Annotated in this window: 20 protein-coding genes; 11 read left to right on the top strand and 9 right to left on the bottom strand. The window is 71.2% G+C overall.

All coding sequences use genetic code 11. The features are described 5' to 3' along the window. From nuoI to nuoN, 6 genes are read left to right on the top strand one after another with little or no spacing between them, the layout of a single operon-like run. A complete protein-coding gene (gene nuoI, locus ACZ50K_RS25220; protein WP_468907041.1) occupies positions 1–600 on the top strand; it encodes an NADH-quinone oxidoreductase subunit NuoI in 600 nt (199 codons plus the stop codon). Then, positions 597–1,409 carry an NADH-quinone oxidoreductase subunit J gene (locus tag ACZ50K_RS25215; RefSeq protein WP_468907039.1) on the top strand — a complete coding sequence of 271 codons (813 nt, stop codon included), beginning with the start codon at positions 597–599 and terminating at the stop codon, positions 1,407–1,409. Before nuoI ends, ACZ50K_RS25215 begins: the two co-directional genes overlap by 4 nt. Next, on the top strand, positions 1,406–1,705 hold the full coding sequence (gene nuoK / locus ACZ50K_RS25210; RefSeq protein WP_468907036.1) for an NADH-quinone oxidoreductase subunit NuoK: 300 nt from the start codon (positions 1,406–1,408) through the stop codon (positions 1,703–1,705). Before ACZ50K_RS25215 ends, nuoK begins: the two co-directional genes overlap by 4 nt. A gap of 12 nt (positions 1,706–1,717) precedes the next feature. Further along, the gene (nuoL, locus tag ACZ50K_RS25205) at positions 1,718–3,613 is read left to right on the top strand and encodes an NADH-quinone oxidoreductase subunit L (RefSeq protein ID WP_468907033.1); all 1,896 of its coding nucleotides are present in this window, start codon (positions 1,718–1,720) and stop codon (positions 3,611–3,613) included. A gap of 1 nt (position 3,614) precedes the next feature. After that, complete coding sequence (locus tag ACZ50K_RS25200) at positions 3,615–5,201, top strand: NADH-quinone oxidoreductase subunit M (protein ID WP_468907031.1); 1,587 nt, start codon at positions 3,615–3,617, stop codon at positions 5,199–5,201. After that, positions 5,198–6,823, top strand: a complete 1,626-nt coding sequence (nuoN, locus tag ACZ50K_RS25195) for an NADH-quinone oxidoreductase subunit NuoN (protein WP_468907028.1) — start codon at positions 5,198–5,200, stop codon at positions 6,821–6,823. The genes ACZ50K_RS25200 and nuoN overlap by 4 nt, the downstream gene beginning before the upstream one ends. 82 nt (positions 6,824–6,905) lie before the next feature. Here nuoN and ACZ50K_RS25190 read toward each other — a convergent pair whose 3' ends face one another. Next, on the bottom strand, positions 6,906–7,508 hold the full coding sequence (locus tag ACZ50K_RS25190) for a hypothetical protein (protein ID WP_468907025.1): 603 nt from the start codon (positions 7,506–7,508) through the stop codon (positions 6,906–6,908). A gap of 163 nt (positions 7,509–7,671) precedes the next feature. After that, positions 7,672–8,898: a fumarylacetoacetase gene (gene fahA / locus ACZ50K_RS25185; protein ID WP_468907022.1), complete on the bottom strand. Its 1,227-nt coding sequence runs from the start codon at positions 8,896–8,898 to the stop codon at positions 7,672–7,674. A 149-nt stretch (positions 8,899–9,047) separates the two neighbouring features. On the opposite strand from fahA, the gene ACZ50K_RS25180 reads away from it, so the two are divergent. Further along, on the top strand, positions 9,048–9,878 hold the full coding sequence (locus tag ACZ50K_RS25180; RefSeq protein ID WP_468907019.1) for an HAD family hydrolase: 831 nt from the start codon (positions 9,048–9,050) through the stop codon (positions 9,876–9,878). A gap of 8 nt (positions 9,879–9,886) precedes the next feature. On the opposite strand, the gene ACZ50K_RS25175 is transcribed toward ACZ50K_RS25180, so the two are convergent. The 3 genes from ACZ50K_RS25175 to ACZ50K_RS25165 all read right to left on the bottom strand — a co-directional run bounded on the left by ACZ50K_RS25175 (position 9,887) and on the right by ACZ50K_RS25165 (position 14,530). Continuing rightward, positions 9,887–10,873 (bottom strand): hypothetical protein, encoded by a 987-nt coding sequence (locus tag ACZ50K_RS25175; protein WP_468907016.1) that lies wholly within the window; start codon positions 10,871–10,873, stop codon positions 9,887–9,889. Between the two features lie 111 nt (positions 10,874–10,984). Continuing rightward, positions 10,985–12,991 (bottom strand): CocE/NonD family hydrolase, encoded by a 2,007-nt coding sequence (locus ACZ50K_RS25170; protein WP_468907013.1) that lies wholly within the window; start codon positions 12,989–12,991, stop codon positions 10,985–10,987. A gap of 45 nt (positions 12,992–13,036) precedes the next feature. Beyond that, positions 13,037–14,530, bottom strand: coding sequence for a peptide MFS transporter (locus ACZ50K_RS25165; RefSeq protein WP_468907010.1), 1,494 nt, complete (start codon positions 14,528–14,530; stop codon positions 13,037–13,039). A 223-nt stretch (positions 14,531–14,753) separates the two neighbouring features. Here ACZ50K_RS25165 and ACZ50K_RS25160 point away from each other — a divergent pair, with 223 nt between their 5' ends. The 4 genes from ACZ50K_RS25160 to ACZ50K_RS25145 all read left to right on the top strand — a co-directional run bounded on the left by ACZ50K_RS25160 (position 14,754) and on the right by ACZ50K_RS25145 (position 17,897). Then, entirely contained in the window at positions 14,754–15,764 is a 1,011-nt protein-coding gene (locus ACZ50K_RS25160) for a polyprenyl synthetase family protein (protein ID WP_468907007.1), read from the top strand. 180 nt (positions 15,765–15,944) lie between these two features. Next, entirely contained in the window at positions 15,945–17,165 is a 1,221-nt protein-coding gene (locus ACZ50K_RS25155; RefSeq protein WP_468907005.1) for a LolA family protein, read from the top strand. A gap of 115 nt (positions 17,166–17,280) precedes the next feature. Further along, the gene (locus ACZ50K_RS25150; protein WP_468907002.1) at positions 17,281–17,484 is read left to right on the top strand and encodes a plasmid partition protein ParG; all 204 of its coding nucleotides are present in this window, start codon (positions 17,281–17,283) and stop codon (positions 17,482–17,484) included. Beyond that, the gene (locus ACZ50K_RS25145) at positions 17,481–17,897 is read left to right on the top strand and encodes a hypothetical protein (RefSeq protein WP_468906999.1); all 417 of its coding nucleotides are present in this window, start codon (positions 17,481–17,483) and stop codon (positions 17,895–17,897) included. The genes ACZ50K_RS25150 and ACZ50K_RS25145 overlap by 4 nt, the downstream gene beginning before the upstream one ends. 105 nt (positions 17,898–18,002) lie before the next feature. Here ACZ50K_RS25145 and ACZ50K_RS25140 read toward each other — a convergent pair whose 3' ends face one another. The 4 genes from ACZ50K_RS25140 to ACZ50K_RS25125 all read right to left on the bottom strand — a co-directional run bounded on the left by ACZ50K_RS25140 (position 18,003) and on the right by ACZ50K_RS25125 (position 23,749). Continuing rightward, positions 18,003–19,337, bottom strand: a complete 1,335-nt coding sequence (locus ACZ50K_RS25140) for a M28 family metallopeptidase (RefSeq protein ID WP_468906996.1) — start codon at positions 19,335–19,337, stop codon at positions 18,003–18,005. Between the two features lie 213 nt (positions 19,338–19,550). Next, the gene (rarD, locus tag ACZ50K_RS25135; RefSeq protein WP_468906993.1) at positions 19,551–20,537 is read right to left on the bottom strand and encodes an EamA family transporter RarD; all 987 of its coding nucleotides are present in this window, start codon (positions 20,535–20,537) and stop codon (positions 19,551–19,553) included. 190 nt (positions 20,538–20,727) lie between these two features. Further along, a complete protein-coding gene (locus ACZ50K_RS25130; protein ID WP_468906990.1) occupies positions 20,728–21,804 on the bottom strand; it encodes a 2-oxoacid:ferredoxin oxidoreductase subunit beta in 1,077 nt (358 codons plus the stop codon). Next, a complete protein-coding gene (locus ACZ50K_RS25125; protein WP_468906987.1) occupies positions 21,797–23,749 on the bottom strand; it encodes a 2-oxoacid:acceptor oxidoreductase subunit alpha in 1,953 nt (650 codons plus the stop codon). Before ACZ50K_RS25125 ends, ACZ50K_RS25130 begins: the two co-directional genes overlap by 8 nt. Positions 23,750–23,808 lie beyond the last annotated feature (59 nt).

Raw genomic sequence — 23,808 nt, 5'->3', positions numbered from 1 at the left:
ATGTCTGACGAGAAGTGGCAGAACCCGGTGGCCGGCTTCGGCGTGACCTTCAAGGCCATGTTCAAGAAGCGGCTGACCGAGCAGTATCCGGAACAGCAGAAGACCACCGCCCCCCGCTTCCACGGACGGCACCAGCTCAACCGCCATCCGGACGGTCTGGAGAAGTGCATCGGGTGCGAGCTCTGCGCCTGGGCCTGTCCCGCCGACGCCATCTACGTGGAGGGCGCGGACAACTCGGAGGAGGAGCGGTACTCCCCGGGCGAGCGGTACGGCCGGGTGTACCAGATCAACTACGCCCGCTGCATCCTCTGCGGCCTCTGCGTGGAGGCCTGTCCGACCCGCGCGCTGACCATGACCAACGAGTTCGAACTGGCCGACGCCAGCCGCGAGTCGCTGATCTACACCAAGGAGCAGCTGCTCGCCGGACTGACCGAGGGCATGGTCGAGGCCCCGCACTCGGTGTTCCCGGGCACGGACGAACAGGACTACTACCGGGGCCTGGTGACCGCGGCCGCCCCGGGCACCACCCGGCAGGTGGCCGTCTCCAAGGGCGAGGTCCCGGCGGAGGCCGCCGGCACGGCCGAGGAGGTGGACGCGTGAGCGCGCTCGCCGCGGCGGCCTCCACCGGTGAGGCGGTCCAGTTCTGGGTGCTCGGCACCATCGCCGTGATCGGCGCCCTGTGCACCGTCCTGATGAAGAAGGCCGTGCACTCCGCGCTGTGCCTGGCCGGCACGATGATCATCCTGGCGGTCTTCTACCTGGCCAACGGGGCGTACTTCCTGGGCATCGTCCAGGTCGTCGTCTACACCGGCGCCATCATGATGCTGTTCCTGTTCGTGGTCATGCTCGTCGGCGTCACCGCGGCGGACTCCCTCAAGGAGACCATCAAGGGCCAGCGCTGGCTGGCCGTGCTCTGCGGACTCGGCTTCGGCAGCCTGCTGATCGCCGGCATCGGACAGGCCGGGCTGACCCACTTCAACGGCCTGGGCCGGGTCAACTCCGCCGGCCATGTCGAGGGCCTCGCCCAGATCATCTTCACCAAGTACGTGTTCGCCTTCGAGCTCACCGGCGCCCTGCTGATCACCGCGGCGGTCGGCGCGATGGTGCTCACCCACCGCGAGCGCACCGAGGCCTCCGCCACCCAGCGCGAGCTGGCCGAGCGGCGGGTCCGCGGCGGAGTCCAGCTCCCGCCGCTGCCGGCCCCCGGGGTGTACGCCCGGCACAACGCGGTGGACGTCCCCGGCCTGCTCCCGGACGGCACCCCGTCCGAGCTGACGGTCAACAAGACGCTGCGCGCCCGAGGCCAGATCCGGGACGTGTCCGGCCAGGCCATGGAGGACCTGAAGGCGCTGGAACAGCGCTCGGCGGAACGCCTCGGACGGGACGCGCACGAGGAGGCGGCGAAGTGAATCCGGTCAACTACCTCTATCTCTCGGCGCTGCTGTTCACCATCGGCGCCGCCGGGGTGCTGGTCCGGCGGAACGCGATCGTGCTGTTCATGTGCGTGGAGCTGATGCTCAACGCCTGCAACCTCGCCTTCGTCACCTTCTCCCGGATGCACGGCAACCTCGACGGCCAGATCATCGCCTTCTTCACGATGGTCGTCGCCGCCGCGGAGGTCGTGGTCGGCCTGGCGATCATCGTGTCGCTGTTCCGTACCCGCCACTCGGCCTCGGTCGACGACGCCAGCCTGATGAAGCTGTAAGGGGCGCACACCGTGGAGAACCTGATCGCGCTGCTCATCGCGGCGCCCCTGCTCGGAGCGGCGGTGCTGCTCTGCGGCGGCCGGCGCCTCGACAAAGTCGGGCACTGGCTCGGCACCCTGCTCGCCGCCGTCTCCTTCGGGATCGGCGCGACCCTCTTCGCCGACATGCTCAGCCGGGACGCGGACGACCGCGCCCTGCACCAGAAGCTGTTCAGCTGGATCCCCGTCGAGGGGTTCCAGGCGGACATCGCCTTCCAGCTCGACCAGCTGTCGATGACCTTCGTCCTGCTGATCTCCGGGGTGGGCACGCTCATCCACGTGTACTCCATCGGCTACATGGAGCACGACGAGCGCAGGCGCCGCTTCTTCGGCTACCTCAACCTGTTCCTCGCGGCGATGCTGCTGCTGGTCCTCGCCGACAACTACCTCCTGCTGTACGTCGGCTGGGAGGGCGTGGGCCTCGCCTCGTACCTGCTGATCGGCTTCTGGCAGCACAAGCCCAGCGCGGCCACCGCCGCGAAGAAGGCCTTCCTGGTCAACCGGGTCGGTGACATCGGACTGTCCATCGCGATCATGCTGATGTTCACCACCTTCGGCACCTTCGCCTTCGGCCCGGTGCTCGGCTCGGTGGACCAGGCCTCCGGGGCGGTCGTCACCGGGATCGCCCTGATGCTGCTGCTGGCCGCCTGCGGCAAGTCCGCGCAGGTGCCTCTGCAGTCCTGGCTCGGCGACGCCATGGAGGGCCCGACCCCGGTCTCGGCCCTGATCCACGCCGCCACCATGGTGACCGCCGGCGTGTATCTGATCGTCCGTTCCGGGACGGTCTTCAACGCCTCCCCGGACGCCCAGCTGGTCGTGGTCGTGGTCGGCGCGGTCACCCTGCTGTTCGGTGCGATCGTCGGTTGCGCCAAGGACGACATCAAGAAGGCCCTGGCCGGATCCACCATGTCGCAGATCGGCTACATGATCCTGGCCGCCGGCCTCGGCCCCATCGGCTACGTGTTCGCGATCATGCACCTGGTCACCCACGGCTTCTTCAAGGCCGGGCTGTTCCTCGGCGCCGGCTCGGTCATGCACGGCATGAACGACGAGGTCGACATGCGCAAGTACGGCGGCCTGCGGAAGTACATGCCGGTCACCTTCGTCACCTTCGGCCTCGGCTACCTGGCCATCATCGGCTTCCCCGGCCTCTCCGGCTTCTGGTCCAAGGACAAGATCATCGAAGCGGCCTTCGCGAAGGGCGGCACCGAGGGCTGGATCCTCGGCGCGGTCACCCTGCTGGGCGCGGCCATCACCGCGTACTACATGACCCGCGTCATGCTCCTCACCTTCTTCGGCGAGAAGCGCTGGCAGCCCGACGAGAACGGCGAACTCCCGCACCCGCACGAGTCGCCCAGGTCGATGACCATCCCGATGATCGTGCTGGCCTTCGGATCGGTGTTCGCGGGCGGCCTGTTCAGCTTCCACGAGTCCTTCGTGAAGTGGCTGGAGCCGGTCACCTCCTTCGATCACGGCCACCCGCCGATCGGCGCGGCGGCCATCACCGCCTCCACCGTGGTCGTGATGCTCGTCGGCGTCGGCATCGCCTACGCCCAGTACGGCAAGAAGCCCGTCCCGGTGACCGCCCCGCGCGGCTCCGTCCTCACCCGGGCGGCCCGCAAGGACCTGTACCAGGACGAGTTCAACCACGTGGTGCTGGTCCGCGGCGGCGAGCACCTGACCCGCTCGCTCGTGTACGTCGACCACACCCTGGTCGACGGGGTGGTCAACGGGACCGCCGCGTCGGTCGGCGGACTGTCGGGCCGGCTGCGCAAGCTGCAGAACGGCTACGCCCGCAGTTACGCGGTCTCGATGTTCGGGGGCACGGCGATCCTGATCGCCGCGACCCTGCTGATGAGGGCGGTGTGAGATGAATTTCCCGCTTCTGACGGTGACAGCCGCGGTCCCCGCGGTCGGCGCGGTCCTCACGGCGGCCGTACCGGCCGCCCGCCGGACCGCCGCCAAGTGGCTCGCGCTGCTCGTCTCGGTGGCGACCCTGGCCCTGGCCGCGGTGGTCGCCGTCCGGTTCGACCCGGGCGGCGCGCGCTACCAGCTCACCGAGTCGCACGCCTGGATCCCCGACTTCGGGGTCCGCTACGAACTGGGCGTGGACGGCATCGGGGTCGCCCTGATCGCCCTGACCGCCCTGCTGATCCCGTTCATCATCGCGGCCGGCTGGCACGACGCCGACCCGCTGGAGACCTCCTCCTCGCGGTGGCGTCCCACCCAGGGCTTCTTCGCCCTGATCCTGATGGTCGAGGCGATGGTGATCATCTCCTTCGCCGCCACCGACGTGTTCGTCTTCTACATCTTCTTCGAAGCCATGCTCATCCCGATGTACTTCCTCATCGGTGGCTTCGGGGACCGGGCACACAGCGGATCCGACGAGAACGCGGCCGCCCAGCGGTCCTACGCCGCGGTCAAGTTCCTCCTCTACAACCTGGCCGGCGGCCTGATCATGCTGGCCGCCGTCATCGGGCTGTACGTGGTCGCCGGCAGCTTCTCCCTCCAGGAGATCGCCGCGCTCCGCGAGTCCGGCGAACTGGAGATGGCCACCAACACCGAGCGGCTGCTGTTCCTCGGGTTCTTCTTCGCCTTCGCGGTGAAGGCCCCGCTGTGGCCGCTGCACACCTGGCTGCCCAACGCCATGGGCGAGTCCACCGCCCCGGTCGCCGTACTGATCACCGCGGTGGTCGACAAGGTCGGCACCTTCGCGATGCTCCGCTTCTGCCTGGGCCTCTTCCCCGAGGCCAGCAAGTGGGCCACCCCGGTGGTCCTGGTCCTCGCCCTGATCAGCATCGTCTACGGGGCGCTGCTCGCCGTCGGCCAGCGGGACATCAAGCGGCTGGTGGCCTACGCCTCGATCTCGCACTTCGGCTTCATCATCCTGGGCATCTTCGCGATGACCTCCCAGGGGCAGTCCGGCGCCACCCTCTACATGGTCAACCACGGCCTGTCGACGGCGGCGCTGATGCTGGTCGCCGGATTCCTGATCTCCCGCCGCGGATCCCGGCTCATCGCCGACTACGGCGGTGTCCAGAAGGTGGCCCCGGTGCTCGCCGGGACCTTCCTGATCGGCGGGCTCGCCACCCTCTCGCTGCCCGGACTCGCCCCGTTCGTCAGCGAGTTCCTGGTCCTGGTCGGCACCTTCGCCCGGTACCCGGTGGTCGGCATCATCGCCACCCTCGGCATCGTGCTGGCCGCCCTGTACGTGCTGGTCCTGTACCAGCGGACCATGACCGGCCCGGTGAAGGAGGAGGTCCGCACCATGCCCGACCTCCGCCTGCGGGAGGTCCTGGTGGTGGCCCCGCTGATCGCGGTGCTGGTCTTCCTCGGGGTCTACCCGAAGCCGCTCACCGAGATCGTCAACCCGGCGGTGCGGCACACGATGTCCGATGTGAAAGAGAAGGATCCCCGGCCGGCCGTGCCCGCCGAGAAGGTGGAGGCGGCGAAGTGAACGTCCTGAGCGCCGACGCGATCGACCGGATCCCGGCCCCGAACATCGAGTACGCCCAGCTCGCGCCCACCCTGATCGTGATCTCCGCGGCCATTCTGGGCGTGCTGGTGGAGGCCTTCCTGCCGCGCAGGTCCCGCTACTACGCGCAGGTGTTCCTGTCCGTCGCCGCCCTCGCCTGCGCCTTCGCGGCCGTGGTGGCCCTGGCGGCCGGCGGATACGGCACCACCAAGGCGCACATCGCCGCGATGGGCGCCATCGCGGTGGACGGTCCCGCCCTGTTCCTCCAGGGCACCATCCTGCTGGCCTCCGTGGTGGCCCTGTTCACCTTCGCCGAGCGGCGCCTCGACCCGGCGGCGCACGGCAACCGGGTGGACTCCTTCGCCGCCCAGGCGGCGTCCACCCCGGGCAGTGACAGCGAGAAGGCCGCCGTCAAGGCCGGGTTCACCACCACCGAGGTGTTCCCGCTGGCCCTGTTCGCGATCGCCGGAATGCTGATCTTCCCGGCGGCGAACGACCTGCTGACCCTGTTCATCGCCCTGGAGGTCTTCTCCCTCCCGCTGTACCTGCTCTGCGCCGTCGCCCGCCGCCAGCGGCTGATGTCGCAGGAGGCCGCGGTCAAGTACTTCCTGCTCGGTGCCTTCTCCTCGGCCTTCCTGCTGTTCGGCATCGCCCTGCTCTACGGCTACGCGGGCTCCGTCTCGTACGCGGCGATCGCCGACGTGGTCGACGGCACCGTCGCCACCGTGGACCCGGCCCTGGCCGCGACCATGGGCAACGACGTCCTGCTGCTGATCGGCGGGGCGCTGATCCTGATGGGCCTGCTGTTCAAGGTCGGCGCCGTCCCGTTCCACATGTGGACCCCGGACGTCTACCAGGGCGCCCCCACCCCGGTCACCGGCTTCATGGCCGCCGCCACCAAGGTCGCCGCCTTCGGCGCCCTGCTCCGGCTGCTGTACGTGGTGCTGCCCGGCCTGCGCTGGGACTGGCGGCCGGTGATGTGGGGCGTGGCGATCGTGACCATGCTGGCGGGCGCGATCATCGCGGTCACCCAGACCGATGTGAAGCGGCTGCTGGCCTACTCCTCCATCGCGCACGCCGGGTTCATCCTGGCGGGTGTGATCGCCACCTCGGAGGAGGGCATCTCCTCGGTCCTCTTCTACCTGGGCGCCTACTCCTTCGTGACCATCGGCGCGTTCGCCGTGGTCACCCTGGTGCGCGACGCGGGCGGCGAGGCCACCCACCTGTCCAAGTGGGCCGGTCTGGGCCGTCGCTCCCCGCTGACCGCGGCGGTGTTCGCGGTGTTTCTGCTGGCCTTCGCCGGAATCCCGCTGACCAGCGGGTTCGCCGGAAAGTTCGCGGTGTTCAAGGCCGCGGCGGAGGGCGGGGCGGGAGCCCTGGTGGTGGTAGGTGTGATCTCCTCGGCGATCGCCGCGTTCTTCTACATCCGGGTGATCGTGCTGATGTTCTTCAGCGAGCCGAAGGCCGACGGCCCGACGGTGGCCGTGCCTTCCCCGCTGACCATGACCACCATCGCAGTGGGCGTCGCGGTCACCCTGGTCCTGGGCGTCGCCCCCCAGTACTTCCTGGACCTGGCGGGCCAGTCGAGCATCTTCGTCCGCTGACCACCCCGTCCGGCACGGCAGGGCCCGGTCCCTTCGGGGGACCGGGCCCTGCCGTGTATGCCCCGGGCGGTCGACGTTCCGGTCAGTGGTGGGCGTGGGCCGGGGTGGTGGTCTTGGCCCCGGGGGTCTTCGGGCAGGTCAGGGCGGGGTTCCAGTTGTGGAAGCGGCCGGCCGGGTTCTTCTTGTACGCCCACATGTGCAGGTCGTAGTGCTTGGGCATGCCCGCCCAGTGGCCGGGCATCGGCCCGTCGAAGGGGAGTCCGAACATGCTGGGGCGGTCGTCGGTGGTCTTCAGGTCCTGGTCCCGGTCGGTGGACATCCACTCCACCGCCTGGAGCTGGCGCCGCCCGTGCTTGTCCTTCTCGGCGCTGTAGAGCAGCGCGGTCGGCTTGGCCGGGTCCTTGGACCCCCAGTAGGCGTCCTTGACGTAGTGGAAACCCATGGCGCCCACCCCGAACGGGTTGTTCATGCACTCGCCGTGCTTCACATAGCCGTCCTTGATCGCCTCGCGCTCGTCCACGTACTTGGCGGTGACCGCGATGGCGGTGGCCATGTCCCGCATCGCCTGCCGGTTGCGGGGGTCGGGGGCCGGCCCGTCCACCGCGTGCGCGCCGGGGACGGCGGCCAGGGCGAGGGCGGCCACGGCCACACAGGTGACGGCGGTCTTCAGCTGACGGACGCTCATGGGGCTCCTCGCGGTGGGGGTACGGACGTACGGGCATCCCGCTCCCGTCCGTCCACCCTGACGGCCCGCCACATCCCCCGCACCCGGACGGCCGCCCAATGGGCGTCGGCCGTCCGGGGGAGGGGCCCCGCCGGGGCTGGGTTCCGCTAGCGGCCGGGCACGATCAGCGGCCCGGCACGATCCGGCCGGTGACCTCGCCGAGGCCGACCCGGGCGCCGTCCGCGCCGGGGGCCCAGGCGGTCAGGGTGACGGTGTCACCGTCCTCCAGGAAGGTCCGCTTGCCGTCGGCCAGTTCGATGGCGTCCCGGCCGTTCCAGGTCAGCTCCAGCAGCGAACCGCGCTGGTCGACCTCCGGGCCGCTGACCGTGCCGGAGCCGAAGACGTCGCCGGTGCGCAGCGAGGCCCCGTTGACCGTCATATGGGCGAGCTGCTGGGCGGCCGTCCAGTACATGGAGGAGAACGGCGGCCGGGCCACCTCCTGCCCGTTGACCGACACGCTGATGTGCAGGTCGAAGCCGCCGGGCTCGTCGGCCTCCGCGTCGTCGAGGTAGGGCAGCAGCGGGAAGTCCCGGTCCGGGGGCGCGACCCGGGCGGAGTCCAGGGCCTCCAGCGGGGTCACCCAGGCCGACACCGAGGTGGCGAAGGACTTGCCGAGGAAGGGGCCCAGCGGGACGTACTCCCAGGCCTGGATGTCCCGCGCGGACCAGTCGTTGAGCAGGAAGAGTCCGAAGACGTGCTCCCGGAAGTCGCCGAGGGCCACCGGGACGCCCTGCTCGGAGGGGGCGCCGACCACGAAGCCGACCTCGGCCTCGATGTCCAGCTTGACGCTCGGCCCGAACACCGGGGCCGGGTCGGCGGGGGTCTTGCGCTGTCCGGCGGGCCGGACCACCTCGGTGCCGGAGACCACGATGGTGCCGGAGCGGCCGTGGTAACCGATGGGGAGGTGCTTCCAGTTGGGGGTGAGGGCGTCGCCGTCCGGGCGGAACATCCGGCCCACGTTGGTGGCGTGGTGCTCGCTGGCGTAGAAGTCGACGTAGTCGGCGACCTCGTACGGCAGGTGCAGGGTGACCTCGTCGAGGGCGATCAGGTGGGGTTCCACGGTGGGCCGGTGGCCGGGGTCGGTCACCCAGGCGGTCAGCGCCCGCCGGACGTCGTGCCAGGCGGTGCGGCCGGCCGCGAGCAGCGGGTTCAGCGAGGGCCGGCCGAGGAGCCCGGCGTAGGGGGAGCCGAGGGCCAGGGCGGCCGCGCCCGCGTCGAGCACATGACCGCCGAGCCGCACACCGATGCGTCGCCGCTCCGGCTCCGCGCTGGTGCTGAACACTCCGTACGGCAGGTTGTGCGGGCCGAACGGGTCGCCCTCGGGGACGTCCAGGGGGCTCTGCTGGGGCATGGGGTGCTGCCTCGCTTTCCACGCGGTCCGGGGGTGTCCCGGGTGACACAGTGCGGGTTGACACGTTACGTGTCTCCCGGGGCCTGCGGGAGGCCGGATTGGGGCGCTATTTGTAGGACTTGTCCAATCCGGTCCGTATCCTTGGCGCCGTGACTCGCGCCCTCCCGCACGCTCTCCCGCGCTCCCTCCCCTATGCGCTGATCGCCACCGACCTGGACGGGACCCTGCTGCGCGCCGGTGACACCGTCTCACCTCGCTCGTACGCCGCGCTCGCGCGGGCGCGCGCGGCCGGCGCCCGGCACATCGTGGTGACCGGCCGCCCCGTCCCGCAGGTCCGGCACGTCCTGGACGGGCTCGGATACGAGGGGCTCGCGGTGTGCGGGCAGGGTGCCCAGGTGTACGACGCGGCGCGCGGCCGGCTGCTGCACTCCGTGCCGATGGACCGCGAGCTGGCGGCCCTGGCACTCGGCAAGATCGAGGCGGAGATCGGCGAGGTCTGGGCCGCGGTCAACGGGGAGGGGCTGGACGCGGCGATGCTGATAGGGCCCGGCTACCGGGTGCCGCATCCGCACCTGGTGACGGTCCGGGTGTCCCGCCGCTCCGAGCTGTGGTCGGCCCCGATCAACAAGGTGCTGCTCCAGCACCCGGACCTCGACGACGACGAGCTGACCCGGATCGCCCGCGCGGTGGTCGGCGACCTGGTCAACGTCACGATGGCCGGCGAGCACACGGTGGAGCTCCAGCCGCCGGGTGTCACCAAGGCGAGCGGGCTGACGGTGGCGGCGGCCGAACTGGGCCTGAGCGGCGCCGACACCATCGCCTTCGGGGACATGCCGAACGACATCCCGATGTTCGCCTGGTCCGCCCACGGGGTCGCGATGGCCGGTGCCCACCCCGAACTCCGGGCGGTCGCCGACGAGCTCACCCTGTCCTGCGAGGCGGACGGCATCGCCGCCGTCCTGGAGCGCCTCTACCCCTGACCGGCCGTTCAGGAGAGCCGGACGCTGGAGATCCGGGAGCGGTAGATCCGGCCCTCGTACCCGTATCCGTCGAGGCCGCGGCGGTAGCTGGGGGCGCCGGCCGGGTCGAAGAACTGGACGTACTCGTTCCACCAGCCGACCCGGCCCGGGTCGGTGGTGTCGATCGCCTGCACCCAGAAGGACTCCCCGTCGGCGGCCCGGGAGAAGGACTTCACCCCGTAGCTGCGCGGCCGGACGGAGCTGAGGGCCAGGGTCCGCTTGTCCACGGACCAGATGGCGCCCGCCCCGTTCAGCAGCAGCCGGTTCGGGTCGGTGAAGTCCATGTCCAGGCTGTGGCCGTGGAAGACGGTGTCCCACACGTGCTTGTCGACGAGTTCCAGCCGGGCGCCGCGCAGGCTGCCGGTGACCTTGTACTTGGCCAGGGTCCAGGAACCCAGGGCGTAGAGGTGGGCGCCGTCCCACCAGAGGCCGTGGGCGCCCGAGAAGGTGATCTGCTGGACCTGGGCGAGGGTGCCGGGGTCCGCAGCGTTGGTGGGCGCGTAGACCGTCAGGAAGCCCTCGTAGTCCACCGAGGAGGAGGCGGCGGAGGAGGCGGTGACCACCAGGCCGTGGCCGCGGAGGTACTCGGCCGCGTGCGGGTTGCCGCCCGGGGCCGCCGACCACAGCAGGGCGTCGTCGTCGCCGAAGTTCACGATGCCGACCCGGCCGCCGCCGGCGGCGACCACGCACACCCAGCCGTGCCGGTCGGTCTCCCGGAACCGGGCGTCGTTGAGCCGTTCCCAGGCGGGCTGGTCGGGCGCGGTCCAGGCCCAGCCCAGGTTCTCGGGCCGCCACTCCTTGTACGCCCGGAACAGCATGATCCTGTTCTTCAGCTGCTCGGTGATGAGCACGTCGTAGTTGCCCTGGGCGTGGGCGGGCCCGGCGGCGGCGAGCGACAGGGCCGGGGCGCTCAGCGCGGTCGCGGCGGCACCCTTCAGAAAGTTTCGGCGGTGCACGGATTCCCCCCGTGGATGATGATCGTCTGACCGGCGGCACGCTAACACGCACCGCCGCCCGGACGATCACCCTCCCCGCCGTCCCCGCCGCCCCCGGCGCATCCCTCCCGGTCAGCCCGCCGCGCGCGGCAGGCGGCGCTCCCAGGTGCGGTGGAAGACGACCTCCTCGCCCTCCCGGCACACCAGCTCGTTCGAGGTCAGGAACCCGCCCTCGTCGCAGGTGATCTCCGACCGGGTCTCCACCCGCGCGTCCCAGCCCTCCTCCGGCCGGTGCAGCCGGATCCGCCAGTCCGACCGGGTCCGGGCCGACAGCGGGTCGGCGTCCCGGATCTCGTACACCTCCAGGGCGTCCTCGGTGAACTCCAGCCCGTCCGGGTAGACCCGGGTGCCGCCGTACCGGGGGTCCACCTCCAGCCGCCACAGGCCCTGCGCCACGTCCCGGACGACCAGCCGTTCGGGGCGCGGTTCGTCCAGGGTGGCCGGGTGGACCACGCCCAGGGGTTCGGCCTGCTCGGGGGCCTCGAAGGCGATCGCCGGCTCGCCGCCGGGCGGGGCCGTGCGGACCGGCAGGGTCAGCGAGCTGCCCGCCGGGTCCAGGGTCCAGCCCGCCTCGGAACCGGCCCGCGGCCACACCCAGGGCCAGTAGGCGGAGGACAGGGCGAGCCGGATCCGGTGCCCGGGCGGGAAGGCGTGCCCGATGCCGTTCAGCTCGAAGGAGACCGTCTCCCAGGTCCCGGCCTTCCACGGCACGGCCCGGTCCCGGCCCTGCCGCGCGGACAGGTTGAGCACCCCCCGGGTGACCAGGGTGGAGGAGCCGTCCGGGGCGACGTCGCAGAGCCGGGCGGCGACCTGCCCGTACGGCACGTCCATCCGCAGCCGCACGGAGACCGAGGGCCGCCCCAGGATCTCCACCCCGGGCCCTTCGGCGACCGGGAACTCGAAGCAGGCCGACTTGGCGTCCTCCTCCCGCTGGTCCGGCGGGAGGTCGGCGTCGTTGCCGAAGGGGAAGAAACGGCCCGCGTCCAGCCCGGTGTGCTGGGGGGAGGCGACCGGCACGGGCGCGCCCTGGAAGGCGTACGCGACCGGGGTGACGGCGGGGGAGGGCCAGGCCCGGTCGCCGACCCAGCGGCCGTCCAGCCGTTCGTAGCGGGTGGCGGGCGGGTGGGAGGCGCTGATCCAGGAGCGGAGCAGCGGTTCCTCCATGACCCCGTTGTCGGCGTCCTTGAGCCAGTGGTCCCACCAGCGGAGGGTCTCCTGGAGGAAGCCGATGGCCGGTCCGGGCGGCAGCCCGCGGTCCGGGTACTGGTGGGACCAGGGGCCGATCAGCCCCCGCACCCGGTCCGCGGGCAGGTGCTCGACCAGCCGGAGCACGGTGTCCCGGTAGGGGTCGTGCCAGCCGCCGACGGCGAGCACGGCCGCGCCGATCGCCCCGTAGTCCTCGCAGACGCTGCCGTGCCGCCAGTAGTCGTCCCGGGTCTGGTGCGAGAGCCAGGTGTGGACCAGGGGTTCCACCGACTCCAGCCGCTCCAGCCACCGCTCCCGCCAGCCCTCGCCCGCGTGGCGGGGGTCCGGCGGGCGGGCGGCGAAGGCCAGCATGGTGGCCGACCAGGCGTGCATGTCCACGGCCAGGACGGAGCCGCCGGTGTAGTGCACGTCGTTGTCGAACCGGTCGTCGGTGGAGCAGACGGTGACCACGGCGCCCAGCGCCTCGGGGGCCAGGGCGGCGATCTGGAGGGAGTTGAACCCGCCCCAGGAGATGCCGAACATGCCGACCCGGCCGCTGCACCAGGGCTGCCGGGCCAGCCATTCGACGACCGCCACCCCGTCGGCGAGCTCCCGGGCGTCGTACTCGTCGCCGGGCAGGCCCCCGCTGTTGCCGTGGCCGCGGACGTCGACGCGTACGGAGGCGTAGCCGTGCCCGGCGTACCAGGGGTGGCGCTGGGCGTCCCGGGGGGCGGTCCAGTCGGTGAGCCGGTAGGGCAGGTACTCCAGCAGGGCGGGCACCGGCTCCTCGGTGACCGGGCGCCAGATCCGGGCGTAGAGGGGGGTGCCGTCGGGCATCGGGATCCGGACGTCCTCGTGGCGGGTCCGGTACGGGAACTCGGTGCGGATGATCATGCTCGGTCGGTCTCCCTGGCTGCGCCGGTGCGGTCGGCCGGTGGGTCAGTGGACGGGGTGCATGGTGCGGCGGAGCCATGGCGCCAGCGCCATCACGGCCAGGCCCGCCGCCACCGCGACGGCGCCGTTGACGCCGAAGTAGACGGGGTTCGACACCTCGCCGTAGAGCTTCACCACCTGGGCCTGGATGCCGTTCGCCAGCGCCAGCGACAGGAACCACAGGGCCATGGTCTGGCTGGCGAAGGCCCGGGGGGCGAGTTTGGTGGTGGCCGACATGCCCGAGGTCTCCAGCAGGACGTCGCCGAGCCCGAGGAGCAGGTAGGAGCCGACGATCCACCAGGCGGCCATCCGGTACGTGTCGGTGTCGTGCCCGGAGGTGGGCAGCACCATCAGCAGGAAGGACAGGCCGCCCAGCACCACCCCGAAGGCGATCTTGTTGGAGGCGTGCGGCTGGCGGGGCCCCATCCGGGCCCAGACGGCGGCCACCACCGGGGCCAGCGCCACCTCGAAGGCGCCGAGCGCGGAGGCGTACCAGCCGGCCGGGAAGTCGAAGCCGAGGATGGTGGTCCGGGCGTTCTCCGAGGCGAGCAGCATCATCGTGGAGTAGGCCTGGAAGAGGATGAAGTTGAAGGCCACCGAGGCGAGGAAGAGCACCACGTAGGGCCGCAGCCGGCCGCGTTCCGCCGCCGTCACCTTCGGGCTGCGGAACATCAGGGTGAAGTACACCACCGGCGCGATCACCGAGACGAGGGTGAGCAGGTCCACGAACCGGTCCATGGTCAGCCAGCCGGCCCGGGCCAGCACCAGGCAGAGCGCGGCGGCGCCCAGCAGCCCGGCGGCGATCCCCCGCACGGCCCGGCGCATCGCCGCGGGGGCCAGCGGGAACTCCGCCGAGTGCTTGCGCCCGGCCAGATGGCGGCGGCCCAGGACGTACTGCACCAGGCCGGCCGTCATGCCGAAGGCGGCGGCCGAGAACCCCCAGTGCCAGCCCTGGTGCTCGCCCAGCCAGCCGGTGACCAGCGGTCCGGCGAACGCGCCGATGTTGATGCCCATGTAGTAGAGGGCGAAGCCGGCGTCCCGGCGCTGGTCGTCGGTGCGGTACAGCCTGCCGACCATGCTGGCCACATTGGGCTTGAGCAGGCCGGTGCCGGCGCTGATCAGACCGAGGCCCGTCCAGGTCATGGCGACGGTGGGGACGGCCATGGCGTAGTGCCCGCAGGCGATCAGGATCCCGCCCCAGAGCACGGCCCGGTAGGAGCCGAGGATCCGGTCGGCGAGCCAGCCGCCCGCGACGGAGACCAGATAGACCATCGTCCCGTAGGCCGCCGAGACGGAGGCGGCGGTGCCCGGGGCCATGCCCAGGCCGCCGTGGGCCACCGAGTCCGCGAAGTACAGGACGAGGATGGCCTGCATGCCCAGGAACGAGAACCGCTCCCAGACCTCCAGCCCGGACAGGGTGGCCAGGCCGCGGGGGTGCCCGAGGAAGGCGTGGTCGTCGGAGGGCGGCGGCCGGTCGGCCTCCGGGTCCTCCACGTCCACGTCAGTTTCTTTTCTGGACAAAACGCGTTCTCCGGTTGTTATGGGCTGCTCACGAACATACCGGTGCCCTTCGGGCAGTGCGCGGGACGTGGGCCCGGCCTGGTCCGCCGGGCGCTCACGGTGATCGAAAATGGACCGGATACGCTGGCCCCAGCGAAGGCAGCGACACATCGACGATCCGGGTGATCGTCACCGTGATCGGCAGCAGACAGGAGTACCCCTCGTGACCGTCGTCGGGCCGTTCGGACTGAGCGTGCGGGACCAGGCTCTTGAGACCGATGTCCAGGCCGGACTCGCGGCCGTGGAGGCGGGCCTGCTGGAGGCCACCAAGAGCGAGGTCCCCTTCATCACCGAGGCCGCACAGCACCTGGTGCGGGCCGGTGGCAAGCGTTTCCGGCCGCTGCTGGTGATGCTGGCCTCCCGCTTCGGAGACCCCTACGCCCCCGGCATCGTCCCCTCGGCCGTGGTCGTGGAGCTCACCCACCTGGCCACGCTCTACCACGACGACGTCATGGACGAGGCGGACGTCCGCCGCGGCGTGGACAGCGCCAACGCCCGCTGGGGCAACTCGGTGGCCGTGCTGACCGGCGACTTCCTCTTCGCCCGGGCCTCCCACATCCTGGCCGACCTCGGACCCGAGGCCGTCCGGATCCAGGCCGAGGCCTTCGAGCGGCTGGTCACCGGGCAGATCCTGGAGACCGCCGGCCCGCGGGACGGCCGCGACCCCGTCGCCCACTACCTCGACGTGATGGCCGGCAAGACCAGCTCCCTGGTCGCCGTCTCCTGCCGGTTCGGCGCGCTGATGTCCGGCGCCGACGAGATGACCGTCGACATCCTCACCCAGTACGGCGAACGGCTGGGCCTGGCCTTCCAGCTCGCCGACGACGTCCTGGACATCGCCTCCGACTCCCACGAGTCCGGCAAGACCCCCGGCACCGACCTCCGCGAGGGCATCCCCACCCTGCCCGTCCTGCTGCTCCGCGAACGGGCCGCCCGGGACCGGGACCCCGCGGACCTCGATCTGGTCGCCCTCCTGGACAGCGACCTGACGGACGACGCCCGGCACGCCGAGGCCCTGGCCCGGCTCCGGGTCCACCCGGCCCTGGAGCAGGCCCGCCGCGACACCGTCCGGTACGCCGAGGACGCCCGCGCCACGCTGGCCCCGCTGCCCGAGTGCTTCGCCAAGTCCGCCCTCGAAGAGCTCTGCGACGCGGTGGTCCACCGGGCCGGCTAGCCGGTGCCCCCTAGGGGGCACCGGGTCGTGTCATCCCACGGTCGTACGCGGAGTTGGCTCCGGGGACTGACGCGCCGAGGGCGCCCGGTTTGGTCAGATGGGTGCAACAAACCCCACCGGATCGGGTGAGCGTGGCGACACGGGGGTCGCCGCCGTAGACACAGAGGGCAGGTCACTGACATGGCTGCGAACACGAACACGAAGAGCTTCCGCAAGGCCGCGCGGTACGCCGTACCGGTCGCGGTGATCGGCGTGGTCGGGGCGACCGTCGCACTGGTCCCGGCGTTCGCCAACGCCGGCGGCCCGGACCTGCCGAAGGTCACCGCCCAGGAGCTGATCGAGAAGATCGCCTCCTCCGAGGTGGAGCAGCTCTCCGGCACCGCGAAGATCAGCACCGACCTGGGCCTGCCCAAACTGGCCGGCGGACTGCTCGGCGGGATCGGCGGCGGCGCCGGGGTGACGGGCGGATCGGCCGCCCCCGAGGACAAGGTGGCCCAGCTGGCCTCCGGCACGCACACCTTCAAGGTGGCCGCGGACGGGCCGGACCGCCAGAAGCTCACCTTCCTGGACGGCAAGGACGAGTACACCCTGGTCCACGACGGCGCGGACGTGTGGGGGTACGACAGCAAGTCCGGCGAGGTCTTCCACGAGAAGGACCCCCGGCACGGGAAGTCCGCCAGGGGCCACGAGCGGAAGACCGCCGACCGGCTGCCCGCCACCCCCAAGCAGTTCGCCGAGGAGGCCCTGAAGGCCGCCGAGGGCACCACCGAGGTCAGTGTCGGCGACACCGCCCAGGTGGCCGGCCGGGACGCCTACCAGCTGGTCCTCAAGCCCAAGCAGTCCGGATCCACCGTCGGCTCGGTCCGGATCGCGGTGGACGCGAAGAACGGCGCCCCGCTCCGCTTCCAGCTGCTCTCCGCCCGAGGCGGCAAGCCGATCGTGGAGGCCGGGTTCACCAAGGTCGACTTCGCCAAGCCGGCCGCCGACACCTTCAAGTTCACCCCGCCCAAGGGCGCGAAGATCAACGAGGGCGGCGCCGGACACGACCGCGACGGCGGGCCCTTCAAGGGCCTGGACGCGCTGCCCGGCCTGGAGGGCCTGACCGGCGGGGCCGGCGGCCCGGGCGAGGTCGAGGTCCTCGGCGAGGGCTGGGCCTCGGTGGCCCGGATCGTCTCGGGCACCGGCAAGGGCGGTCTCAAGGAGCTGGAGAACGACCAGAACGCGCCCAAGGAGGCCAAGCAGTTCCTCGACTCGCTCGGCGACAAGGTCTCCGGGAAGTTCGGCGAGGGCCGGGTCTTCTCCACCCGCCTGGTCAACGCGCTGATCACGGACGACGGCAAGGTCTACGTCGGCGCCGTCACCAAGGACCGGCTGGTCGCCACGGCCGACGCCGACAAGTAGCCGCGCGCGGGCAAGTGCGCCCGCCCGTACGGAGGGTGGCCCGGGGACTGTGTCCCGGGCCACCCTTTGGCCGTTCCTGTTCGCCGTACAGCGGACCCGCTGTACGGTGATGGGCATGTCGAGACACGTCACCATCCGCCTGGACGAAGAGTTCCACGAACGCCTCAAGGCACGTGCGGCGGCGCTGGGTACGACGGTCACCGCGATGATCACCGAGGTCACCGAACGTGAACTCGACGAGGACCGCAAACGGTTCCTCAGCGGGATCGAGGAGTTCGCCGACCACTGGAGCTACTTCCAGGAGCGGTTCGGCAATTGAAGATCACCATGGAGTGGGCCTGGACGGCGCTCGCCCACCACTTGCCCTCCGACCCCGCCGTCTGGGACCCCTCCGGGGTCGCGGCCGCGGTCGCCCGGCACCAGAACGACCTGGTCCTGGTCCCGGAGCAGCCGGCCCCCGACACCGCCTGGCGGGCGGCCGCCTTCCTGCACACCCTGGCCGTGTGCCCGGCGCTGGAATCCCCGATGAACGAGTTCTACGCGGCCGCCGCCACCCGCTCCTACCTGCGGGTGGCCGGGGCCCGGAAACTGCCCTCCCCGGAGGCGCTCGGGGATCTGGTGGAGGCCGCGAAGAAGGGCCGGGTGGACATCGCCGGCGTCGCCGAGGAGCTCCGCGCCCAGATACGCGAACCGGTGCCCGAGCCGCTGGAGGTCCGCGCCGAGGGCGCCTGACCCGCTCCGGCCCGGACCGCCCGACCCGCTGCGGCCCGGACGCGCCACCGCTCCCGTACGGGAGGTACGGGAGCGGCGGCCGGCCGTGCGGGGTGTGCGGTATCGCTAGAAGGTGATCTTCCAGCTGTTGATGTAGCCGACGTCGGCGCTGGCCGCGTCCCGGACCCGCAGCTTCCAGATGCCGTTGGCGACCTCGCTGGAGGCGTTGACCGTGTACGACTGCGCCAGGTTGTCGGCGCTGCCGCCGGACCGGTTGTGCAGGTTGTAGACGCTGCCGTCCGGGGCGACCAGGTCCACGATCAGGTCACCGCGGTAGGTGTGGACGATGTTGACCTCCACCTTGGTGGTGGCCGGGGCGTTGCCCGCCACCCCCGAGACGGTGATCGGCGAGGTCACCCCGGTGGTGTTGTTGTCCGGGATGTTCACGTCCGCGGTGTTCTCGAAGGACGGGCCGGGCGGCACCGGGGTGGAGGCGCCCAGGGTCCATATCGCGTAGGCGATCGCGTCGCTGTTGCGGTCCAGGGCGGTGTCGTTGACCGCCGCCAGGTTGTCGCAGGAGGAGTGGTAGCAGCGGTCGAACGCCTGTCCGGCGGTGCCGCCCCACTTCTGGGCCTGAGCGGCGGACTTGGTGTTGCTGGCGCCGGTGAAGAGGCCGCCGACCGGGATGCCCACGTTCTTGAACGAGGCGTGGTCGGAGCGTCCGTCGCCCTCGGTCTCGATCTCGGTCGGGACCCCGATGCCGGAGAAGAAGGTCTTGAAGGTCTGCTCGATCGTGGGGTCGTCGTCGTAGACGAAGTACCCGGCGTTGAGCGAGGCCACCATGTCGAAGTTCAGGTAGCCGGACAGCTTCGAGCGCTCCGCGGTCGGCAGGTTGTTGACGTAGTACTTGGAGCCGACCAGGCCGAGCTCCTCCGCGCCCCACCAGCCGAACCGCAGGTGCTTGGTGGGCTGGAGGCCGGCCCGGGACACCGCGAGGGCGTTCTCCAGGAGCGCCGCCGAGCCGGAGCCGTTGTCGTTGATGCCGGCGCCGGAGGTGACGCTGTCCAGGTGGGCGCCGGACATCAGGACCGAGTTCGGGTCGCCGCCCGGCCAGTCCGCGATCAGGTTGTAGCCGGTGGCGCCGCTGCTGGTGAAGGTCTGGAGGGTGGTGGTGAACCCGGCCGCGTCCAGCTTGGCCTTCACGTAGTCGATGGACGCCTTGTAGCCGGCCCGGCCGTGGGCCCGGTTGCCGCCGTTGTTGGCCGCGATGGTGGAGAACTGCTGGAGGTGCGCCTTGACGTTGGCGACCGGGATGTCCGGCGGGGTCGCGGCGGCGGTGGCCGTGGTGGTGACTGCGGTGGGCGCCGCGAGGGCGGCGGGGGCGGTGGTCGCGGCCAGGCCGGCCACCGCGAGGGCGGCGGCGGCGAGGACGGCGGGACGCCGGGGGACGGACAGACTCATGTGGGGGCTCTCCGGGATTCCGAACGGGGATGGAACGGAACGTGCGGGGGTGGTGCGTCTGTGCGAGCCCGATGTTCAGCGAGAGTGTGACTATCCGTCAAGAGCGTAATCCGGTCATGGCGGTTCGTTTAACGGACGATGACCCGTACGCGCGGGGCGTACGGGTCATCGGGGGACGGAAGGGGCGCCTGCGGCGCCGGCCCGGGCGCCGGCTCAGGCGGGCTGCGCCGGCTGTGCGGGCGCGGTGGGCGTGGCGGGAGCGGGGGGTGTGACGGGGGAGGGGACCGGCACGGCCGCCGCGGCGAGCGCGGCCCGGGAGCGGCGGGCGGTGCGCAGGGCGTCCCAGGTGAGCAGCGCGAGCGCGGCCCAGACCAGCGCGAAGCCGGCCCAGCGCTCGGGCGGCATGGCCTCGTGGAAGTAGAGGACCCCCAGGGAGAACTGGAACACCGGCGCCAGGTACTGCAGCAGGCCCAGGGTGGACAGCGGGACCCGGATGGCGGCGGCGCCGAAGCAGATCAGCGGGATGGCGGTGACCAGGCCGGTGCCGGCCAGCAGGGCGGCGTGCCCGGCGCCGTGCGAGCCGAAGGCCAGCTCGCCCCGGCCGCCCAGCCACAGCAGATAGCCGAGCGCGGGCAGGAAGAGGACCGCCGTCTCGGCGGCCAGGGATTCCACCCCGCCCATGTTGATCTTCTTCTTGATCAGGCCGTAGGCGGCGAAGGAGAAGGCCAGGACCAGCGAGGTCCACGGCGGCCGGCCGTAGCCGACGGCCAGCACCAGGACCGCGGAGCAGCCGATGCCCACGGCGGTCCACTGGGCCGGGCGCAGCCGCTCGCCGAGCACCAGCACCCCGATGGCGATGGTGACCAGCGGGTTGATGAAGTAGCCCAGGCTGGCCTCGACCACCTGGCCGTTGTTGACCGCCCAGATGTAGACGCCCCAGTTCACCGAGATCACGGCGGCGGCCAGGGAGGTCAGGGCGAGCTTGCGGGGCTGCCGCAGCAGCTCGCGTATCCAGCCCCAGCGGCGCATCGCCAGCAGGATGAGCCCCAGGACCACCACCGACCACACCATCCGGTGGGCCAGGATCTCCACGGCCTCGGCCGGTTTGAGCAGCGGCCAGAAGAGGGGGACCAGCCCCCACATCCCGTAGGCGCCGAATCCGTAGAGCAGACCCGTGCGCTGCTCGTTCTCCGTCTTCACGGGCCCTCCTGGGTGCTGCGGGCGTTTTCCGGCCAACCTGACGACGGTAGCGCCGGAACCGCCGGATGTCATGGCCGTCCACAGTGACGCTCATGACACCCTCAAGCGGCGGAGCGAGCGGCGAAAGGGGGCGGGCCCGGGGCTCCTGAGAGCCCCGGGCCCGCCCGGTGGTGTTCCGCCTGGCGGCGGCTCAGCCGACGACCGTCCAGGTGTCGTTGCCGGTCAGCAGCCGGCCCAGGTCGCCCTTGCCGTTCTGCTCGATGGCGGCGTCCAGCTGGTCCGCCATCTGGGTGTCGTAGACCGGCCGCTCCACACTGCGGAACACCCCGATCGGGGTGTGGTGCAGGGTGTCCGGGTCGGCCAGCCGGGACAGCGCGAAAGCGGTGGTCGGAGAAGCGGAATGGGCGTCGTGGACGAGGATCCGCGACTGGGTCTCCTCCGTGACCGCGACGACCTGGAGATCGCCGGTGACCGGGTCTCGGACCACGCCCTTCGAACCCTCGGCGCCGAAGAGGATCGGCTGCCCGTGCTCCAGCCGGATCACCGCGTCCTGGGCCCGCTCGTTGTCCTTGAGGACCTCGAAGGCGTTGTCGTTGAAGATGTTGCAGTTCTGGTAGATCTCCACCAGCGCGGTGCCCGGGTGGTCGGCTGCCGCCCGCAGCACCTCGGTGAGGTGCTTGCGGTCGGAGTCCACGGTCCGGGCCACGAAGGAGGCCTCCGCACCGATGGCCAGGGACACCGGGTTGAAGGGGGCGTCCAGCGAGCCCATCGGGGTGGACTTGGTGATCTTGCCGACCTCGGAGGTGGGGGAGTACTGCCCCTTGGTCAGACCGTAGATCCGGTTGTTGAACAGCAGGATCTTGAGGTTGACGTTCCGCCGCAGGGCGTGGATCAGGTGGTTTCCGCCGATGGACAGGGCGTCCCCGTCCCCGGTGACCACCCAGACGCTCAGATCGCGGCGGGAGGAGGCCAGCCCGGTCGCGATGGCCGGGGCCCGGCCGTGGATGGAGTGCATCCCGTACGTGTTCATGTAGTACGGGAAGCGTGAGGAGCAGCCGATCCCGGAGACGAAGACGATGTTCTCCTTGGCGAGCCCCAGCTCGGGCATGAAGCCCTGGACCGCCGCGAGGACCGCGTAGTCACCGCAGCCGGGGCACCAGCGGACCTCCTGGTCCGACTTGAAGTCCTTCATCGACTGCCGGCCCTCGGCCTTGGGGACCAGGGAGAGCAGGGAGTGGCCGGCCGGCGCCGCCGCCGTCTCAGTCATTGATGGCCTCCTTGAGAACCGTCGCGAGCTGCTCCGCCTTGAAGGGCATTCCGTTGACCTGGTTGTACGACTGGGCGTCGACCAAGTACTTCGCCCGGATCAGGGTGGCCAGCTGCCCGAGGTTCATCTCAGGCACCACTACCTTGTCGTAACGCTTCAGGACCTCGCCGAGATTCCTCGGGAAGGGGTTGAGATGGCGCAGGTGGGCCTGCGCGACCGGCTCGCCGGCCAGCCGCAGCCGGCGGACCGCGGCCGTGATCGGACCGTAGGTGGAACCCCAGCCCAGGACGAGCGTGCGGGCCCCGTCCGGGTCGTCCACGTCCAGGTCGGGGACCTCGATGCCGTCGATCTTGGCCTGCCGGGTGCGGACCATGAACTCGTGGTTGGCCGGATCGTAGGAGATGTTGCCCGTGCCGTCCTGCTTCTCGATGCCGCCGATCCGGTGCTCCAGGCCCGGAGTGCCGGGGACCGCCCAGGGGCGGGCCAGGGTCCGCGGGTCGCGCTTGTACGGCCAGAAGACCTCGGTACCGTCCGCCAGCTCGTGGTTGGGGCCGGAGGCGAACCGGACCCGCAGGTCGGGGAGGTCCTCCAGGTCCGGGATCCGCCAGGGCTCGGAGCCGTTGGCCAGATAGCCGTCGGAGAGCAGGAAGACCGGGGTCCGGTAGGTGAGGGCGATCCGGGCCGCGTCCAGGGCGGCGTCGAAGCAGTCCGCCGGGGTCTTCGGGGCCACGACCGGCACCGGGGCCTCGCCGTTGCGCCCGTACATGGCCTGGAGCAGGTCGGCCTGCTCGGTCTTGGTGGGCAGACCGGTTGAGGGGCCGCCGCGCTGGATGTCCACGATCAGCAGCGGCAGCTCCAGGGAGACCGCCAGACCGATGGTCTCGGACTTCAGGGCCACGCCCGGGCCGGAGGTGGTGGTCACCGCCAGGGAGCCGCCGAAGGCCGCGCCGAGCGCGGCACCGATGCCGGCGATCTCGTCCTCGGCCTGGAAGGTCCGCACACCGAAGTTCTTGTGCTTGGACAGCTCGTGCAGGATGTCGGAGGCCGGGGTGATCGGGTACGAGCCCAGGTACAGCGGCAGATCGGCCTGCTGACCTGCGGCGATGAGCCCGTAGGAGAGGGCCAGGTTGCCGGAGATGTTCCGGTAGGTGCCGGTCGGGAAGGCCCGGGTGGCCGGTGCCACCTCGTAGGAGACCGCGAAGCTCTCGGTGGTCTCGCCGAAGTTCCAGCCGGCCCGGAAGGCCGCGATGTTCGCCTCGGCGATCTCCGGCTTCTTCGCGAACTTGCTCCGCAGGAACTTCTCGGTCCCCTCGGTCGGCCGGTGGTACATCCAGGACAGCAGCCCCAGCGCGAACATGTTCTTGCTGCGCTCGGCCTCCTTGCGGGAGAGCCCGAAGTCCTTCAGCGCCTCCACCGTGAGCGTGGTCAGCGGCACCGGGTGGACGGTGTACGCCTCCAGCGAGCCGTCCTCCAACGGGGAGGTCTCGTAGCCCACCTTCGCCATCGGGCGCTTGGTGAATTCATCGGTGTTGATGATGATCTCGGCGCCGCGCGGGACGTCGGCGATGTTCGCCTTCAGGGCCGCCGGATTCATCGCGACCAGCACGTTCGGGGCGTCGCCCGGGGTCAGGATGTCGTGGTCCGCGAAATGCAGCTGGAAAGACGAGACGCCCGGCAGGGTGCCTGCGGGGGCCCGGATCTCGGCGGGGAAATTGGGCAGGGTGGAAAGATCGTTTCCGAACGACGCCGTCTCCGAGGTGAACCTGTCACCGGTGAGCTGCATCCCGTCGCCCGAGTCACCCGCGAAACGGATGATCACGCGATCGAGGCGGCGCACCTCCTTGGCCTCCGTGCCGGCGGGCGCGCGCTGCCCGCCCACAAGAGCCGCTTCGGCCCCGTCGGCCTGTTCCGGCCGCTCGGCTGGGCTGCTGACCTGGCTGGTCACTGAACTGGACCTCCTTCGAGGGTGCGCCCCAAGGCCAACCCTACGTCCGTGGGGATGAC

The sequence above is a fragment of the Streptomyces sp. NPDC033845 genome, from assembly GCF_055576225.1.
The sequence above is the reverse complement of the archived record's forward strand: the minus strand, read 5'-3'. Positions and strand labels throughout refer to the sequence as shown.

Bases quoted from the DNA above. Each gene is read 5' to 3' on its own strand.
- ACZ50K_RS25150 (WP_468907002.1), top strand. From the start codon at position 17,281: ATGTCGAGACACGTCACCATCCGCCTGGACGAAGAGTTCCACGAACGC.
- nuoI (WP_468907041.1), top strand. From the start codon at position 1: ATGTCTGACGAGAAGTGGCAGAACCCGGTGGCCGGCTTCGGCGTGACC.
- ACZ50K_RS25200 (WP_468907031.1), top strand. From the start codon at position 3,615: ATGAATTTCCCGCTTCTGACGGTGACAGCCGCGGTCCCCGCGGTCGGC.
- ACZ50K_RS25170 (WP_468907013.1), bottom strand. From the start codon at position 12,991: ATGATCATCCGCACCGAGTTCCCGTACCGGACCCGCCACGAGGACGTC.
- ACZ50K_RS25190 (WP_468907025.1), bottom strand. From the start codon at position 7,508: ATGAGCGTCCGTCAGCTGAAGACCGCCGTCACCTGTGTGGCCGTGGCC.
- fahA (WP_468907022.1), bottom strand. From the start codon at position 8,898: ATGCCCCAGCAGAGCCCCCTGGACGTCCCCGAGGGCGACCCGTTCGGC.
- ACZ50K_RS25130 (WP_468906990.1), bottom strand. From the start codon at position 21,804: ATGACTGAGACGGCGGCGGCGCCGGCCGGCCACTCCCTGCTCTCCCTG.
- ACZ50K_RS25140 (WP_468906996.1), bottom strand. From the start codon at position 19,337: ATGAGTCTGTCCGTCCCCCGGCGTCCCGCCGTCCTCGCCGCCGCCGCC.
- ACZ50K_RS25155 (WP_468907005.1), top strand. From the start codon at position 15,945: ATGGCTGCGAACACGAACACGAAGAGCTTCCGCAAGGCCGCGCGGTAC.